This window comes from Phaeobacter sp. PT47_59 (assembly GCF_028890025.1).
Taxonomy (GTDB): Bacteria; Pseudomonadota; Alphaproteobacteria; order Rhodobacterales; family Rhodobacteraceae; genus Phycobacter.
Map to the genome: position 1 here is coordinate 45185 of NZ_JARCJL010000009.1, position 17373 is coordinate 62557.

At 61.7% G+C, this 17373-nt stretch carries 11 protein-coding genes, 1 tRNA gene and 1 pseudogene; 7 read left to right on the plus strand and 6 right to left on the minus strand.

Translation table 11 applies throughout. From position 1 onward, the window contains the following. Window positions 1-381: 381 nt before the first annotated feature. Together PXK01_RS10365 and PXK01_RS10370 are read left to right on the plus strand one after the other, a co-directional pair. On the plus strand, window positions 382-1935 hold the full coding sequence (locus PXK01_RS10365) for a trimethylamine methyltransferase family protein (protein WP_274859937.1): 1554 nt from the start codon (window positions 382-384) through the stop codon (window positions 1933-1935). 115 nt (window positions 1936-2050) lie between these two features. Then, a complete protein-coding gene (locus PXK01_RS10370) occupies window positions 2051-2710 on the plus strand; it encodes an FkbM family methyltransferase (protein ID WP_274859939.1) in 660 nt (219 codons plus the stop codon). 168 nt (window positions 2711-2878) lie between these two features. Here the strand turns inward: PXK01_RS10370 and PXK01_RS10375 are convergent, their stop codons facing one another. The 5 genes and pseudogenes from PXK01_RS10375 to pdxH form a co-directional block, all read right to left on the minus strand. Continuing rightward, window positions 2879-6553 carry a vitamin B12-dependent ribonucleotide reductase gene (locus PXK01_RS10375; RefSeq protein ID WP_274846254.1) on the minus strand — a complete coding sequence of 1225 codons (3675 nt, stop codon included), beginning with the start codon at window positions 6551-6553 and terminating at the stop codon, window positions 2879-2881. A gap of 773 nt (window positions 6554-7326) precedes the next feature. Next, a tRNA-Pro gene (locus PXK01_RS10380) sits at window positions 7327-7403 on the minus strand. Window positions 7404-7446: 43 nt separating this feature from the next. Next, complete coding sequence (locus tag PXK01_RS10385) at window positions 7447-7914, minus strand: DUF192 domain-containing protein (RefSeq protein WP_446728439.1); 468 nt, start codon at window positions 7912-7914, stop codon at window positions 7447-7449. 25 nt (window positions 7915-7939) lie between these two features. After that, entirely contained in the window at window positions 7940-8479 is a 540-nt protein-coding gene (locus tag PXK01_RS10390) for a cold-shock protein (RefSeq protein WP_274846256.1), read from the minus strand. A 118-nt stretch (window positions 8480-8597) separates the two neighbouring features. Beyond that, window positions 8598-9209, minus strand: a pseudogene (gene pdxH / locus PXK01_RS10395) (pyridoxamine 5'-phosphate oxidase); the annotation flags it as partial. Window positions 9210-9419: 210 nt separating this feature from the next. Between pdxH and fabI the strand changes: the two are divergent. The 5 genes from fabI (at window position 9420) to trpE (ending at window position 15667) form a co-directional block, all read left to right on the plus strand. Next, the gene (gene fabI, locus PXK01_RS10400; RefSeq protein WP_274859941.1) at window positions 9420-10223 is read left to right on the plus strand and encodes an enoyl-ACP reductase FabI; all 804 of its coding nucleotides are present in this window, start codon (window positions 9420-9422) and stop codon (window positions 10221-10223) included. 65 nt (window positions 10224-10288) lie between these two features. After that, window positions 10289-10792, plus strand: coding sequence for a xanthine phosphoribosyltransferase (gpt, locus tag PXK01_RS10405; RefSeq protein ID WP_274846258.1), 504 nt, complete (start codon window positions 10289-10291; stop codon window positions 10790-10792). 147 nt (window positions 10793-10939) lie between these two features. Continuing rightward, the gene (locus PXK01_RS10410) at window positions 10940-12148 is read left to right on the plus strand and encodes an aminotransferase (RefSeq protein ID WP_446728440.1); all 1209 of its coding nucleotides are present in this window, start codon (window positions 10940-10942) and stop codon (window positions 12146-12148) included. Between the two features lie 135 nt (window positions 12149-12283). Then, window positions 12284-14125 carry a peptidylprolyl isomerase gene (locus PXK01_RS10415; protein WP_274859942.1) on the plus strand — a complete coding sequence of 614 codons (1842 nt, stop codon included), beginning with the start codon at window positions 12284-12286 and terminating at the stop codon, window positions 14123-14125. 30 nt (window positions 14126-14155) lie between these two features. Beyond that, the gene (trpE, locus tag PXK01_RS10420) at window positions 14156-15667 is read left to right on the plus strand and encodes an anthranilate synthase component I (RefSeq protein WP_274859944.1); all 1512 of its coding nucleotides are present in this window, start codon (window positions 14156-14158) and stop codon (window positions 15665-15667) included. A gap of 19 nt (window positions 15668-15686) precedes the next feature. On the opposite strand, the gene PXK01_RS10425 is transcribed toward trpE, so the two are convergent. Further along, window positions 15687-17264, minus strand: a complete 1578-nt coding sequence (locus PXK01_RS10425; protein WP_274859946.1) for a divergent polysaccharide deacetylase family protein — start codon at window positions 17262-17264, stop codon at window positions 15687-15689. Between the last annotated feature and the right edge of the window lie 109 nt (window positions 17265-17373).

The window sequence follows — 17373 nt, forward strand, 5'->3', positions numbered from 1 at the left end:
GATTGTTCCACACCATGTCCGGGATGCAACCTATCCTAGCATTCAAGACAGGGGATCAGGCCGGTAATATGTGTTCAATTTTCGAAAACTCAGTCGACCGGATCCGACCTCCAACCCCAAACGGAAGGGTGTCGCGCGCCCGGAGGCTGAAAAAGATGACGCTTTTTTCACAGCCGTCGCAAACGCGATAGTTTTTCCCGAATGGCCTGCAACACTGAAGCTCACAGAAAGGAGCATGTGATGCAGGCAGAACGCAGCCGTATCAACCTCGTCTGGCGCACCATCGGCGCCAGCCGGGGACGTGCTGCGCGAGGTCGGCCGGAACGGCGTTGAACCGCCGTCGTTCAAATCTGCCCCCTCACTCGCATTTACAGGCTCCACATGACAGAACTCTCACCTACCCGCACCACAACCCGCAGCGGTGGACGCGCCGCCCGACGCGCGGCCCGACGCGCACCGCTTGCCCAGGATCTGCGGCCCATCCACCCCGGCCTGACCGGCGGCACCTATTCTCCGATGACGCAGGCCGAGGTCGAACGGATTCACCACGCCGCCTTGGACGCATTGGAACGGATCGGTCTTGCCGACGCGCCGCAAAGCGGGATCGACTACCTGACCGCAGCGGGCTGCACGCTTGGCAGCGACGGGCGCCTGCGGTTCCCCCGCACCTTGGTGGAAGACACCCTGGCCATCGCCAACCGTTCGGTCACCCTGTGCAGCCGCAACGGGGAAACCGACCTCGACCTGTCCGGCACCCGTGTCCATTACGGCACCGCAGGTGCCGCGGTCCATATGGTCGATGTGGAGGGGCGGTTCTATCGCGACTCCACGGTTCAGGATCTGCATGACGCCGCCCGGATCTGCGATGCGCTGGACAATATCCATTTTGTCCAACGCCCCATGGTCTGCCGCGACATCGCCGACAATCAGGAGATGGACCTCAACACCATCTATGCCTGCTGTTCCGGCACCTTCAAACATGTGGGCACCTCCTTCACCGATCCCAGCCACGTCGCCCCCGCCATGGAGATGCTGCACATGATTGCAGGCGGCGAAGACAAATGGCGCGAACGGCCCTTTGTCTCCAACAGCAACTGTTTCGTGGTGCCACCGATGAAGTTCGCCACGGAAAGCTGCCTGGTGATGGAGGAATGCATTCGCCACGGCATGCCGGTGCTGTTGCTGTCAGCCGGTATGGCCGGCGCCACGGCCCCCTCGACCATTGCCGGGGCGATCGTTCAGGCAGTGGCGGAATGCCTGGCCGGATTGGTTTACGTAAACGCCATAAGCCCGGGTTATCCTGCGATTTTTGGCACCTGGCCCTTTGGGTTGGACCTGCGCACCGGCGCCATGACCGGCGGTTCCGGAGAACAGGCGCTGTTGAGTGCCGGCTGCGGGCAGATGCACCGGTTTTACGGCCTTCCCGGCGGCGCGGCGGGGGGCATCGCCGATAGCAAGCTGCCGGATATGCAAGCCGGATGGGAGCAGATGTGCTCCAATGTCATGGCCGGTCTTTCGGGCGTCAACATGATCTACGAAGCAGCAGGCATGCATGCCTCCCTGCTGGGGTTTTGCCATGAATCGCTGATCCTGGGCGACGATCTTATCGGTCAGGCGCTGCGCTGCGTGCGCGGGATCGAAGTCACTGACGAAACCCTTGCCCTGGATCAGATCGCCGAGGTCTGTCTGGGCGGCAGCGGTCACTACCTTGGTACCGATCAGACCCTTTCGCGGATGCAGCGCGACCATGTCTATCCCAGCCTTGGCGATCGAACCTCCCCGAAAGAATGGGCCGAGAACGACAAGCCGGAGCTGATCGACAAGGCGCGCAGACGCAAGGAAGAGCTCCTGTCGCGGCAAAGCCCCGCGCGATTTGCCCCCGATCTGGATCGCACGCTGCGCAACAGGTTCAAGATCCACCTCCCCACCACCTGAACACCAGGGATATCCCTGCCCGAATGCAGCGAAATCCGGCATTTCCCGGCATCATTCTTGTGCAACGCCCCCTCCCGGCATACACGGGAGGGGAAGCAGGTATCGGAGGCAGACCGTGGCATCCTTGAAGAAGTGGCTGGATCGTCGTCGCAACCCCTGGAAGGGGGTGTTCTATGATGCGCTCAAACAATTCCGCAAGGACAAGGCCGTCAGGTTTCTTGCCACCTACCCCGACCTGCCAGCCGGTTCCGTTGTCCTGGATATCGGCGGCTTCAAAGGGGAATGGACCGATACGGTTCTGGCCTCGCAACCCGATTGCACGGTCTATATCTTCGAGCCCCATCCGACCTTTGCCGAAAACCTGCGCCAGAAATTTGCCGGTGATGATCGTGTGCATGTCCAAGACTATGCGATAGGCGCGGCAGAGGGGACGTTGAACCTGTCGGACGAGGGAGACGCGTCTTCCTCCGTTGCCGATCACCAGCGCAGCTTCAGCGCCAGAATTGTTCCCGTTCAACAGTTTTTTGACGACCACCTTTCCGATCAACGCATCGCCCTCGCCAAGATCAACATCGAAGGCGGGGAGTATGATTTGCTTCCGGCGCTGATTGATGCCGATCTGATCGGGCGTATCGACCGCCTCCAGGTTCAGTTCCACCTGTTTGAACCATCGCTGATCGACGCCCGCGACAGGATTATCGCGCAGCTTGGCGAGACCCACAAGGCGGCATGGAGCTATGCCTTCGTCTGGGAAGAGTGGCACGCAAAACGCTAGGCTCAGCCCCGCTCGCAATCCTCCTGAACAGCCCGCGAAATTGAAAAAGCCCCTCCCGTTTCCGGAAGGGGCGAGTTTCGCCAATCAGGCTCGTTACGTCTACCGCCCGAGTTTATTGCCTGGGCCTTCTTGGCGTTCAGGGCAAGCGCACTCGCCCCGGATGCCGGATCAGCTGCAGCCCGAAGTGGCGCCGCAGGTGTTGCATTTCATGCAGGTGCCATTGCGCACCAGGGTGTAGTTGCCGCATTCGCCGCAGGCTTCGCCCTCGTAGCCCTGCATCTTGGCCTTGGTGCGCGCATCCATGCCGCTGACCGTGACCGAGGTGGTTTCGGTCACCGAAGCGGTTTCTGTCACCTCTGGCACCAGCGTTTGCAGCGCGGTGACCGGGTCGGCAGCGCCACCCAGCGGTGTGATCCCGTCCAGCGCGGTCTGACCGCCGTTCAGCACCACCAATTCCTGCGGCAGACGCTTGCGCAGATAGCCGGTGGAGGAGATCTGTTTCAGAACCTCCAGCGACCGGGTCGCGGCGCTTTCGCTCAGCTCGGTCAGGTTGGAGACGCCTTCTTCCTCGCCACGGCCGATGTCGTCAAAGGCGGGGCCTTCGGGTTTCACATGGGCCAGATCGGTGCGGTCCAGATAGCTCACCGCCAGTTCGCGGAAGACATAATCCAGGATCGAGGTCGCATTCTTGATGCTGTCGTTGCCCTGCACCATGCCGGCCGGTTCGAACTTGGTGAAGGTGAAGGCATCGACGAACTCTTCCAGCGGCACACCGTATTGCAGGCCGACCGATACCGCGATGGCAAAGTTGTTCATCATCGCCCGGAAGCCGGCGCCCTCTTTATGCATATCGATGAAGATCTCACCGAGGTTGCCATCCTCGTATTCACCGGTACGCAGGTAGACCTTGTGGCCACCCACGACGGCCTTCTGGGTATAGCCCTTGCGGCGATGAGGCATCTTGGTGCGGTGGGATTTCACCACCTCCTTGATCACCACCTTCTCGACGATCTTCTCGGCCAGGGTGACGGCCTTCTCCTGCTGGCTGCCGCTTTCCAGGATCTCTGCCGCCTCGTCATCGTCCTCGACCAGGGCCGCCGCCAGCGGCTGGCTCAGCTTGGAGCCGTCACGATAGAGCGCATTCGCCTTGACGCCGAGCGACCAGGACAGCTCGTAAGCCTTCTGACAATCCTCGATGGTGGCGTCATTGGGCATGTTGATCGTCTTGGAGATCGCCCCCGAAATAAAGCTCTGCGCCGCCGCCATCATGCGGATATGGCTGTCAACGCTCAGATAACGCTTGCCTTTCTTCCCACAGGGGTTGGCGCAATCGAAGATATGATAGTGCTCTTCCTTCAGGTGCGGCGCCCCTTCCAGGGTCATGGTGCCGCAGACATGGTCATTGGCAGCGTCAATATCTGCCTTGGTAAAGCCAAGGTGACGCAGAAGGTCAAAGGTCGGATCGTTGAGCTTGGTCGCCGGGATCCCCAGCACACCGGTGCAGAATTCTTCGCCCAGCGTCCACTGATTGAAGACGAAACGCACATCAAAGGCCGATTCCAGCGCCGCGTCGATCTTGGCCAGCTCATTGGGGCCAAAGCCATGACCGGTCAGCGAGGTGTGGTTGATCCCCGGCGCATTGCCGATGGTGCCATGGCCCACCGCATAAGAGACGATCTCTTCGATCTGAGCCGAGGTATAGCCCAGCCCTTCCAAAGCGGCGGGAACCGAGCGGTTGATGATCTTGAAGTAGCCGCCCCCGGCCAGTTTCTTGAACTTCACCAGGGCAAAGTCTGGCTCGATCCCGGTGGTGTCGCAGTCCATCACCAGGCCAATGGTGCCGGTCGGCGCGATCACCGTGGCCTGGGCGTTGCGGTAGCCGTGTTTTTCGCCCAGCTCCAGCGCTTCGTCCCAGGCACCTGCGGCCAGATCGGTCAGCCGTGCATCCGGGCAGTTCTTCAGGTCCAGCGGCACCGGCGGCACCGACAGGCCATCATAGCCCGTGGTCTTGCCATAGGCGGCGGTGCGGTGGTTGCGCATCACCCGCAGCATGTGGTCGCGGTTCTTGTCAAACCCGGGGAACGGGCCCAGTTCCGATGCGATTTCAGCCGAGGTGGCATAGGCAACGCCGGTCATGATCGCGGTGAGCGAGCCACAAAGCGCGCGCCCCTCGTCGCTGTCATAGCCATAGCCCATGTTCATCAGCAATCCGCCGATATTGGCATAGCCCAGCCCCAGGGTGCGGTAGTCATAGGACCGTTGGGCGATCTCTTTGGACGGAAATTGCGCCATCATCACGCTGACTTCCAGCGTCAGTGTCCACAACCGGCAGGCGTGCATGTAGTCACCGGCCTGGAACTGCCCGTCCTTGAGGAAGGTCAACAGGTTCAGCGAGGCCAGGTTGCAGGCGGTATCGTCCAGGAACATGTATTCCGAACAGGGGTTTGAGCCGCGGATCTCACCGTCTTCGGGGCAGGTATGCCAGTCGTTCACGGTGTCGTGGAACTGGATGCCCGGATCGGCGCAGGCCCAGGCGGCGTGGCCGACCTTCTCCCACAGATCGCGCGCCTTGACGGTCTTGGCAACACGGCCATCGGTGCGGTTGATCAGTTCCCAGTCGGCGTCCTTTTCCACCGCATGCAGGAAGGCATTGGTGACCCGGATCGAGTTGTTGGAGTTCTGACCCGAAACCGAGGAATAGGCGTCGCTGTCCCAGTCGGTGTCATAGGTCGGGAATTCGATCGAGGTGTGGCCCTGCTTGGCATAATCTAGGACCCGCTTGATATAGGTCTCAGGGATCGCGACCTTCTTGGCTTCGCGAATGGCCTTCTTCAACCCGTCGTTCTTGGCCGGTTCATAGGCATCCGCCTCAAGCCCGTCCCATTCGCGGATCGCGGCAAAGATGCCGTTCAGCATCTGCTCGTGCATTTTCGACCCCGCGACGATCGAGGCAACCTTCTGCTCTTCGATCACCTTCCACTGGATGAAATCCTCGATATCCGGGTGGTCCGCATCGACGATCACCATCTTGGCCGCGCGCCGGGTGGTACCGCCGGATTTGATCGCGCCGGCCGCCCGGTCACCGATCTTGAGGAAACCCATCAGGCCCGAGGATTTGCCGCCGCCCGACAGGGGCTCGCCCTCGCCACGCAGGTGGCTGAAGTTGGTGCCGGTGCCGGAGCCGTATTTGAACAGGCGCGCCTCACGCACCCAAAGATCCATGATACCGCCGTCATTGACCAGATCGTCGGAGACCGACTGGATGAAGCAGGCATGCGGCTGGGGGTGTTCATAGGCGCTGTCGGATTTGGTCAGCTTGCCGGTCTTGTAATCCACATAGTGGTGACCCTGCGCCGGGCCGTCGATGCCATAAGCCCAATGCAGGCCGGTGTTGAACCACTGCGGCGAATTCGGCGCGGCGCGCTGGGTCGCCAGCATGTAGCGCATCTCGTCGTAATAGGCGCGCGCGTCTTCCTCGGAGGAGAAATAGCCGCCCTTCCAGCCCCAGTAGGTCCAGCCGCCGGCAAGACGGTCAAACACTTGTTTTGAAGAGGTTTCTCCGCCGACTTCGACATCATCCCCATCCGCAACCGAGCGCCACAGGAATTCCGGCACCCCCTTTTCGCGCACCTTCTTCAGGCGGCTCGGCACACCGGCTTTGCGGAAGTATTTCTGCGCGATCACGTCGCTTGCAACCTGGCTCCAGTCCGCCGGAACTTCGATGTTCTCCAGGCGGAAGACGATGGTGCCATCCGGGTTGCGAATCTCAGACGTGGCAGAGATGAAATCCAGCTCTGAATAGGCGTCCTGCCCGGCCTTGGTAAACTTGCGTTCGATTTTCATGCTCTGCCCCTTTGAGTTCGCTCTGTCCGTCTTTTTGTCAGCGGCCATCCGCCCGCCTTTGCCACAGCCAAACACAATAGAAATCGCTGCATGCGCTCATTCACAGCATGCCGCGAAGGCCCCACACCTGCCCCGAACTTCGGATCTCTATAAATGTTTAGTCTTGTTGCGGCGCCGAGGATCCCCACCAGATCTTGTGGCGCTACAAGCAGCTTCCACAATCTGACGTATTCGCGCCCACAGGGTCAACGCAAAATTTACCTATTACTTACCAATTTTTCAGTTGACCGGAGGACTCAAAAAATGCCGCGGAAACCCGAAGTGATTCACCCGCGCAAACTTGCTGACACGCCGACCGGCCAAGACCCGAAGGCCTTGCCTAGAATTTGTTGCGAAACCCTAATGGTTTGCCGCAAGCACCTAATACGATCATCCTACACCACCTACACTGCGACCCCGTCATGCACGTAACCGGCCCTCCCTGGCCTGTCACTTTCGCAAGCGGCCTACTCCTGGCCGACCCGTGGCCCAAATGCACATCGTTTCATCAGCACACCTGACCCCATAAAAGCAAAACGGGTAACCATTTGGCGCCAGTTCGCGCCACATGGTTAACACAAGGTTAACACAAGATCTGGTATCCGCAAAGCACCCAGCACCAAGATCAAAGTGATTCCCGTTTGGTGGACCTTTGGGCGGACCACGCAAACGCCGCTCCCCTGCCCCAGGCGGAGCTGGGATCAGCGGATCATCACCAAACATGTAGGAAGAAGTGGTCGGGGCGGCGAGATTCGAACTCACGACCCCCTGTACCCAAAACAGGTGCGCTACCAGACTGCGCCACGCCCCGGACCGTGCGCTTTCCTAGCGATGTGGATCAGGTTTGAAAAGCCCTAACAGGGCCAAACCGGCGTGTTGTTGGAAAAAACTTCGTGGCGCATCTCGCTGCCCGGTCCGATGCCATAGCGCTGCGCCAATCCGGCGTTGATTTCCAACACCGCAAAGACCCGATCCCCACCTGGAATCGGCGTCTCATCATGCGGTATCGCATTGGCATGCACCGAGGTGACCCGGCCGGTTTCATCCAGAAACAGGATATCCAGGGGAATGAGGGTGTTTTTCATCCAGAAGGCGGCGCGGGCGGGACGTTCATAGACAAACAGCATGCCGGCACCGCGCGCCAGGCTGTCGCGAAACATCAGCCCCTGCGCCCGGCTTTGCTCGGTATCGGCGATTTCAACGGTAAAGGCCGCCTGTCCCCAGTCGCCGCGCAGATCCACCCGGTGCCGCACGCAGTTTTGCGCCGCCAATGCAGGGGCTGCCATGGTGCACAGCAGCCAAACGGCGACCCAGCGGAGCATGCCGTTGGACCGCCCCCTCATGGCGCTATAGCCCGAGATCGCTGGTGATGGCGGCTTCCCAGGCCAGCACCTCGACGGCCATGCAGCCGCGTTTGCCTTCGATCACCCGCAGCGCCAGGGCTTCTCCCGGTTGCAGATCCGCCAACCCGGATTGCCGCAGCACCTCCACATGCAGGAAGACGTCATCGCCACGGCCAAACAGATTTGCAAAACCAAACCCCTTGCCCTTGTCGAACCATTTCACCCGTGCAGGTTCCAGCGGACGGGAGCGCAGTTCCTCGCTGTCGAGTTCCATGAAATCGCTCAGCACCGGCGCATCATCCCGTGCTGGGGGCACGATCGAAAGAACCTCGACCGCCTGCACGCCGCGTTCGGTCGCATGGGTCAGGATCGAAATACCGGCCCCGTCGGCAATGGAGCTCTGTCCAAAATTTCGAAGGACATTCACGTGCAGAAGAATGTCCGGACCGCCGTCATCCGACACCACAAAGCCGTAGCCCTTTGTCGGATCGAACCATTTCACCGTACCCTGGATTTGCCGTAGGCTGCTTTGATCGTCTGCCACTAGTCTCGTCCGCCGCGTCGTATTGGTTTTCTCGATGCTTGATGCGCGATTTCCGCATATGAGTTCAAGATAAAAAAATTCCCCTTTGTTGAGAATTTAATGCTCCGCGAAAAAACACTTACGGATTTAATCGCTCGACATTCCATTGATCTTCCGGCGAATTTCGACGCCAGACAAAGCGATCATGAAGCCGGAATGCACCATCGGCCCAGAATTCGATTTCTCTTGGCACAATTCGAAAACCGCCCCAGAACGGCGGACGATCCGGATCAGGCCCCTTGATTGCAGTCACTTTGGCCACCTCGGCCATCAAAGCCGCACGGCTGCTCAGCGGTTGCGACTGACGCGAGGCCCAGGCGCCAAGGCGGCTTTTGAGCGATCGTGACCGATAGTAATCATCGGCCTGCGGTCCCTCTTCCCGGCTCACATCCCCGCGCACCCGAATCTGGCGTCGCAGGCTTTTCCAATGCATGACAAAGGCCGCCTTGCCGGAATGCGCCAACTCCTGGCCCTTCGCGCTTTCGTAATTGGTGTAAAAAACGAAACCGTCCTTTTCGATGTCCTTCAACAGGACCATACGCGCATTTGGCAGGCCATCTTGATCCACCGTCGACAAGGCAATCGCATTGGGATCGTTGATCTCTGTGGCCTCGGCCTCTGAAAGCCAGTTTCGCGCAATCTCAAACGGGTCGTCGCCCGCAAATAGCCCGGTCCGCTCTGACATGGAAACCTCATTCCTGTTTGCGCGCCACCCTACGCGGCATCTATTGGGCGCACAAGCGCAGGCACGGCTCTGTAAGCGCCTGCGTCAATGCGGCCAATCAAAAGCACGCTTTTCAGTCGGAAGACCCCGGGCTTGGCGCCTATTAATCCTCTCTTGATGCAGGCGCGCGGGCATATTACACGTCCCAAAGTTCAAATTTTCAGGCGGAGAACCTGCATGCCCAGTCAACTGCTGTCCGGAAAACGTGGCCTCATCATGGGTCTGGCCAACGACAAGTCCATCGCTTGGGGGATAGCGCGGGCCTGCGCCGATGCCGGAGCCGAGCTTGCCTTTTCCTATCAGGGAGAGGCGTTGAAGAAACGTGTGGATCCGCTCGCCGCGCAATTGGGCAGCGACATCGTTCTGCCCTGCGATGTCTCGGACGAGGCCTCGGTGGACGCGCTGTTCGAGACCCTGCAGGAAAAATGGGGCAAGCTGGATTTTGTCGTTCACGCCATCGGATTTTCCGACAAGAACGAATTGCGCGGCCGCTACGTGGATACCAGCCGCGACAATTTCCAGATGACCATGGATATCTCGGTCTATTCCTTCACCGCCGTGGCCCGCCGCGCAGAGAAGATGATGACCGACGGCGGCTCGATGCTGACGCTGACCTATTACGGCGCCGAACAGGTGATGCCGCATTACAATGTCATGGGCGTCGCCAAGGCGGCCCTGGAGGCCTCGGTGAAATACCTGGCCGAGGATCTGGGCAAGGACGGCATCCGCGTGAACGCAATCTCTGCCGGACCGATCAAGACCCTGGCCGCCAGCGGCATCGGCGATTTCCGCTATATCATGAAGTGGAACGAGTATAACTCGCCCCTGCGCCGCAACGTGACGATCGATGACGTTGGCAAATCCGCGCTTTACCTGCTGTCGGATCTCAGCTCGGGCGTGACCGGTGAGAACCTTCATGTCGATGCGGGCTATCACGTGGTGGGCATGAAGGCGGTCGACGCCCCTGACATCAGCAAGTGATCGCAGGTCCATCCGTCCAGCCACACCGCCACACCTGACGCAATCCCATCGGAGCAAGACGCAAGATGACAGATCGCCTGCCACACGAAAAAGGGTTTCACATCAGTTGGGACCAGATCCACAGGGACAGCCGGGCGCTGGCCTGGCGTCTGGATGGTCAGGGGCCGGACGATGGCGCCTGGCGGGCCGTGGTCGCAATCACCCGCGGCGGCATGGCGCCGGCGATGATCGTCAGCCGCGAGCTGGACATCCGCACCGTCGATACGATTTCGGTCAAATCCTACCACCACCAGGCCCAGGGCGAGGCACAGGTTCTGAAGGCGCCCGATGCAGGCCTGATGGGCAACGGTGAAGGCATCCTGATCGTCGATGATCTGGTGGACAGCGGCAAGACTCTGGAACTGGTGCGCCAGATGTACCCCAAGGCGCATTTCGCCACCGTCTATGCCAAACCCAAGGGCCGCCCCATGGTCGATACCTTCATCACCGAGGTGAGCCAGGACACCTGGATCTTCTTCCCCTGGGACATGGCCTTGCAATATGTCGAACCCTATCGCGGAAACGACTGATCAAATGGCAGCCGCTAGGGCCGCAATGAAGATCACCAAAGGCGCGCCCAGTGGGCGCGCTTTTTCTTGAGCGCCCCTCTGTTGCATGCCACAGATGGTTTCTGACTTGCGCCCTGGACCCGGCGCTTTGAATACAGGAAATTGCACATGAACACCTCCAGCCGGTCGGCCATGCCACGTCATGCCTCTCGCACCGAAGCGACCTTCTGCTCTCCGATCGTCGAATCCCGGCGCTGGCTGCAGGGTGTGACCTTCCCGGCAACGCGCCCGCTGATCAACGTCAGCCAGGCGGCCCCGGCCGAAGCCCCGCCGGAGGGTCTGCGCCAGGCCATTGCCGAGGCGGCGATGACCCAGACCGAAGCGCATCTGTACGGGCCGGTGCTGGGACGGGACGACCTGCGCGCAGCACTCGCCCAGCAAATCAACAGCCACTATGGCGCGGCGGTCCAGCCCGCACAGGTCGGCATCACCTCCGGCTGCAACCAGGCCTTTGCCGCCAGCATTGCCAGCCTTTGCGCCGAAGGGGATGAGGTGATCATCCCGGTGCCCTGGTATTTCAACCACAAAATGTGGCTCGATATGGCCGGTGTCCGGGCCGTGCCGCTGCAGGTTGGCGCGGATATGACCCCGGAGCCCGCGCAGGCCGCACAGCTGATCACACCCAAAACCCGTGCCATCGTGCTGGTCACGCCCAACAATCCCTGCGGTGTTGAATACCCGGCGGGGCTGGTACAGGCCTTCTTCGATCTGGCGCGCGATCGCGGGCTTGCCTTGATCCTGGATGAAACCTACCGGGATTTCGACAGCCGCAGCGGCCCGCCCCATGCCCTGTTTCAGGATCCCGCCTGGGACGACACGCTGATCCATCTTTACTCCTTTTCCAAGGCCTACCGGCTGACCGGGCACCGGGTGGGCGCCATTGCGACCTCGGCCAAGCGGTTGTTCGAGATGGAAAAATTCCTGGATACTGTCACGATCTGCCCGGCGCAGCTGGGTCAGATCGGTGCTCTTTGGGGGCTGCAAAACCTGCAGGACTGGCTGGCCGGGGAACGTCAGGACATCCTCGATCGCAAGGCCGCCATCGAGGAGGGCTTTCCCAAGCTGGCCGCGAAAGGCTGGTCTCTGCTGGGCTGCGGCGCCTATTTCGCCTATGTCGAGCACCCGTTTTCGCAGTCCTCTGACGCGATTGCCCAACAGCTGGTGCAGCAGGCCTCCGTGCTGATGTTGCCGGGCACCATGTTCATGCCCGAAGGCGATCCGGCGGGGCACCGTCAATTCCGCATCGCCTTTGCCAATGTGGACCCTGCGGGCATCGCCGAGCTGTTCGACAGGCTGGCCGCGTTCGAGCCGGGTTGATCCGGTTCCGTCCCGCCAATCCGACCAGTAGTTCTTGCCCCCAATGGGGCGGCAGCGTATGCAGAACCCCGAGAAATCACATGGCACCCTGCCCGCATGCACCTGCAGCGGGTAGCAGGCAGAAATGAGGGCACAATGGCCGCAGGCATGAAGAATCTATCCCGTACCTTTGTTTGGATCCTGATGGGGATGCTGATAGTAGGTCTTGCCGGGTTTGGCGCGGTCAATTTCTCGAGCTCGCTCAGCTCTGTCGCCCTGGTGGGAGAGCGGGAAGTCACGGTCGACGCATACATGCGCGAGTTGCAGCGCGAACAGAACGCGCTGCAGGCGCAGACCGGCCAGGCAATGCCCATGTCGCAACTTACGGCGATGGGGCTGGATCGCGTTGTGCTTGGCCGTCTGATCACCCTGGCCGCCATCGACAACGAGGTGGACAGCCTTGGCATCTCCATCGGCGATGAGAACCTGCTGAAAGAGCTGACCCAGGTGCCTGCCTTCCAGAATGCCAGCGGGGAGTTCGACCGGGAGACCTATCGCTTTACCCTTGATAACGCCGGTTTCACCGAGGCCGAGTTCGAGGACGACCTGCGCCGTGAAGCCGCCCGCACCCTGGTGCAGGGCGCCATCATGTCCGGTGCCAAGATGCCCGCCGTGCTGGGCGATACCCTGGTCGCCTATATCGGAGAGCGCCGCAGCTTTTCCTACGTGAGCCTGTCGAATGACGCGGTGCCGCTCACCATGCAGATGCCCGGCGACGAAGAGCTGACCGCCTTTTATGAGGCAAATATCGACCAGTTCACCCTGCCCGAGACCAAGGTTCTGACCTATGTGCACCTCAGCCCCGAGATGATCCTGGATCAGGTCGAGGTGGACAACGATGCCCTGCAGAGCCTCTATCAGGACCGCGCCGCAGATTACCTGGTCCCCGAGCGGCGCCTGGTGGAACGTCTGGTCTTTGCCGATGCGGACAGCGCCGCCAGCGCTCGCGCTCAGCTAGATGTGGGCGGCACGACGTTTGAGGTTTTGGTTCAGGATCGCGGCCTCTCCCTGGCGGATATCGATCTTGGCGATGTGACCGTGGAAGAGCTGGCCGAGGCTGGCGCCGATATCTTTGCGGCCGAGGTGGGATCCGTGGTTGGCCCCCTGCCCTCCAACCTGGGCCCTGCCCTGTTCCGGGTAAACGGCCAGCTGGAAGCACGCGAAACCACCTTTGATCAAGCCAAGGAAGAGCTGCGCGCTGAACTGGCCGCCGACCGCGCCCGCCGGGTGATCGAACAGCAGGCAGAACCCATCGAGGACATGCTGGCCGGTGGCGTCACCCTGGAGGAACTGCCGGGCGAAAGTGACATGCAGATCGGAACGCTCAACTGGACTGGCAGCAATGACGAGGATATCGCGGGCTACGATGGCTTCCGCGAGGCAGCCGAGGCGGTCACCATCGATGATTTCCCCTCCATCGCCTTCCTCGACGACGGCAGCCTCTTCGCCCTGCGCCTGGACGAGATCCTGCCGCCGCGCCCGCAACCCTTTGAAGAGGCACGCGAAAACATATTCCAAGCCTGGAACGCCAGCCGCGCGGCAGATGCCGTGGCAGCCCAGGCCGAAGAGATCCTGAAACACGCGCAAGAAAACGGTGCCTTCCCCGAAGGCCTGGAGGTCAAGACCGAGACCGGCCAGACCCGCACCGCCTATATCGATGGCACCCCGGTCAACATGATGCTGGCCGCCTTTGAAATGGAGCCGGGTGACCTGCGCCTTGTCAGCGGTGAGGACAGCACCGTCGTGCTGCGGCTCGATGAGGTGCTGACCGCCGAGGACAGCCCCGAAATGCAGATGCTGGCCGAGGCCATGGGCGCCCAGTTGGATCAGGCGCTGTCTCAGGCGCTGTTCGAAGCCTTTGCCGAGGATGCACAGCTGCGCGCCGCCCCCCGCGTCGACCAGCAGGCATTGAACGCGGTTCAGTCCAGCTTCCAGTAAAGACACAGACCCAGATCAAGGCAGCTCAAGATGGCTCTGATACCCGATTTCGACACATTTGCCGCCGCCTATGATGCCGGAGAAAACCAGCTGGTCTATACCCGGCTGGCGGCAGATCTGGACACCCCCGTCTCGCTGATGCTGAAGCTGACCGGCGCCCAGAAAGACGCCTTCATGCTGGAATCGGTGACCGGCGGAGAGGTGCGCGGGCGTTACTCGATCATCGGCATGAAGCCGGATCTGGTCTGGCGGTGTCGCGGCACGCAGTCCGAGATCAACCGCTCGGCCCGTTTTGATGCCGAAGGGTTTGAGGCGCAGGACGGCGATCCTCTGGACAACCTGCGCGCTCTGCTGGCCGAAAGCCGGATTGACCTGCCCGACGACCTGCCCCAGGCCGCCGCCGGGCTGTTTGGCTATCTTGGCTACGATATGGTGCGTCTGGTGGAACATCTGCCCGATGTGAACCCCGATCCTCTGGGCCTGCCCGATGCCATCATGATGCGCCCCTCGGTGGTTGCGGTGCTGGATGGCGTCAAGGGTGAGGTCACCGTGGTCTCCCCCGCCTGGGTGGGAGGCGGGCAATCCGCCAAGGCCGCCTATGCCCAGGCTGCCGAGCGGGTGATGGACGCGGTCCGCGATCTGGAACGCGCCATGCCCGCCGAGACCCGCGATCTGGGCGATGCGGATGAAATCGCACCACCGGTCAGCAACTTCACCAAATCCGGCTACATGGAAGCCGTTGAGAAGGCCAAGGACTATATCCGCGCCGGCGATATCTTTCAGGTGGTGCCGGCACAGCGGTGGAAACAGGACTTCCCGCTGCCGCCCTTTGCGCTCTACCGCTCGCTGCGGCGCACCAACCCCTCGCCCTTCATGTTCTATTTCAACTTCGGCGGCTTTCAGGTCATCGGCGCCAGCCCGGAAATCCTGGTGCGGGTCTTTGGCAATGAGGTCACCATCCGTCCCATCGCAGGCACCCGTCCGCGCGGCGCCACCCCGGAAGAGGACAAGGCGCTGGAGGCCGACCTTCTGGCCGACAAGAAGGAGCTGGCAGAGCATCTGATGCTGCTGGATCTGGGCCGCAACGATACCGGCCGCGTGTCCAAGATCGGCACCGTGCGGCCGACCGAGAAGTTCATCATCGAACGCTACAGCCACGTGATGCATATCGTCTCCAACGTGGTCGGGGAGCTGGACGCGGACAAGGACGCCCTGGATGCCTTCTTTGCAGGCATGCCCGCCGGCACGGTCTCCGGCGCGCCAAAGGTACGCGCGATGGAGATCATCGACGAGCTGGAGCCTGAAAAACGCGGCGTCTACGGCGGTGGGGTCGGCTATTTCTCGGCAGGCGGCGACATGGACATGTGTATCGCCCTGCGCACCGCCATCGTGCAGGATCAGACGCTCTACATTCAGGCGGGCGGCGGTGTTGTCTATGACAGCGACCCCGAGGCGGAATATATGGAGACGGTGCATAAATCCAATGCGATCCGCCGCGCTGCCGCAGATGCGGCCCGTTTTACCGGCAGCCGCAACCGCTAAAAACTACTCGCTTGGGTGTTTACTGGCCGGTCCCGGCCAGATTGGACCGCAGGCTGGCTGAGATCGGCGCCAGAGCAACGCGGCTGGCGCGGTCCTGCAATCCCCACAAGAGCAGCGCCGAAATCGTGTCGGGCTGCAGCCGTCCCAGCATGATCACGGCACCCTCCTGGCCCGCCCGGAACGCCGCCTGATCCAGGAAACGGCGCATGGCGCGCGGGTTCTGCCCGGCTCCATCGAAATCACGGAACACCACGCCAGCGGGCACGCCGTCGCGCAGGGCGAGTTTCTGTACCGTATTGAGCCCATTGTTCTGCAGCACCAGCCCGTAACCGCCCGCGCGCACCGCGTCAGCCACCTGATCGGCCAGCGGACGATTGCCCTGCACGCCGCTGACAACGCCTTCCAGCACGCCAACCGCCTGCGGCAGGAGGTCAAACCAGACGGCCAGCGCGGTTTCGGCATCCTGCGGCTGCGCTTCGCGGGGCAGATCGGAGAGGATCAAGACCTCAAACCCGGCGGCGCGCCGTTCGGCCATCTTTTCGGCCGCGCGCGGATCTTGCGGATCGATGGCAAAGCTGATCGGATAAGGAAACTCTGCAAGCGCCTCGGCGCCGACAGATTGCGCGTCATCAATCAGCACAATCGACATCAGCGGACGATCATCGCTGAGATCAAAGGGCTCCGAATTGGCCTCAAACGGGGTTTGCGCCGTATTATCCTCGAGGCTATCAGCGGCTTCGTCACGCTCTGTCAGGGGCACAACGGGGGTGCCAATGCGCGGCGTCCCGGCGCGGTCCGGCGCATCCGCCGTGGGCAGGGCTGCAATGCGGTTCGCGCGCCCCTCCTCCGGCTGTGCCTCTGCCTTGGCACTCTCCTGATCCTCCTCGGACATTCCCGCATCCTCGGCCATCTTTTCCTCGGCCGACGTTTCCTCGGTGGAGGACGGCGGCGCGGGCGGCGTAATACCAATCACCGGCGGCGCGGTCGGCGCCGGGGCGCTCCCCAGTTGCGGCATGGTAATCGACGGCGAAACGGACAGGCCGGGATCCGTAACAGGCGGCTGTTGTGCGGCAATTTCAGGTCCGGGAACCGGCTGTTGATCCCCTTGCGGCGGCTCTGCCCCTGTCTGGGAAGACACCGAAGGGGCCGGTGTGGGCGCTGTCGCGGTTGAGACATCGACCGGATCCTCGCCCGTCGCGCTCTGTGCCAGCGCACCAGGCTCTTGACTGCCGCTTGCGGTGTCGAGTTCCTTCGGAGCCTCTGGCACAACGGGAACCGCGGCGCTGTCCGTGCCCTCGACAGTGCCCGCACTACCAACTTCGGGGCGTTCGGAGGGTTCCGTATCCGCGGGTTCGATTGCGCTCAGATCATCCGATGGTGCGTTTTCCAACGCCGCCGGTGCGGCCTCGACCAGATCCGCATCCGCCTGCGGCGTACCCATCGGCGCAGGTCCGCTCTCTGCCGGGGCAGTGCCGGTAATTGGCCCGGTCGCGCTGACGTCGATCTGCTGCGGCAACGGGGTCGACAGCGACCACATTGCGGCAACACAGGCTGCCACCAATGCTCCGATACTAACGCCGCCCAGAAAGCCCCGCATGCCCGTTCCGCCTCTCGTTTTCTTTCCGGCCTGCCCTCCGGTCGGCGCAATGTCGATGCGACCGATCGCTCACATCAAAAACGCGCCGCACCCTTGACGCTGCCGGGCA

Excerpts from the sequence above, each read along its gene's own strand:
- PXK01_RS10415 (WP_274859942.1), top strand. The coding sequence starts at position 12,284 with ATGGCCGCAGGCATGAAGAATCTATCCCGTACCTTTGTTTGGATCCTG.
- gpt (WP_274846258.1), top strand. The coding sequence starts at position 10,289 with ATGACAGATCGCCTGCCACACGAAAAAGGGTTTCACATCAGTTGGGAC.
- PXK01_RS10375 (WP_274846254.1), bottom strand. The coding sequence starts at position 6,553 with ATGAAAATCGAACGCAAGTTTACCAAGGCCGGGCAGGACGCCTATTCA.
- PXK01_RS10385 (WP_446728439.1), bottom strand. The coding sequence starts at position 7,914 with ATGCTCCGCTGGGTCGCCGTTTGGCTGCTGTGCACCATGGCAGCCCCT.
- fabI (WP_274859941.1), top strand. The coding sequence starts at position 9,420 with ATGCCCAGTCAACTGCTGTCCGGAAAACGTGGCCTCATCATGGGTCTG.
- PXK01_RS10365 (WP_274859937.1), top strand. The coding sequence starts at position 382 with ATGACAGAACTCTCACCTACCCGCACCACAACCCGCAGCGGTGGACGC.
- PXK01_RS10410 (WP_446728440.1), top strand. The coding sequence starts at position 10,940 with ATGAACACCTCCAGCCGGTCGGCCATGCCACGTCATGCCTCTCGCACC.
- PXK01_RS10425 (WP_274859946.1), bottom strand. The coding sequence starts at position 17,264 with ATGCGGGGCTTTCTGGGCGGCGTTAGTATCGGAGCATTGGTGGCAGCC.
- trpE (WP_274859944.1), top strand. The coding sequence starts at position 14,156 with ATGGCTCTGATACCCGATTTCGACACATTTGCCGCCGCCTATGATGCC.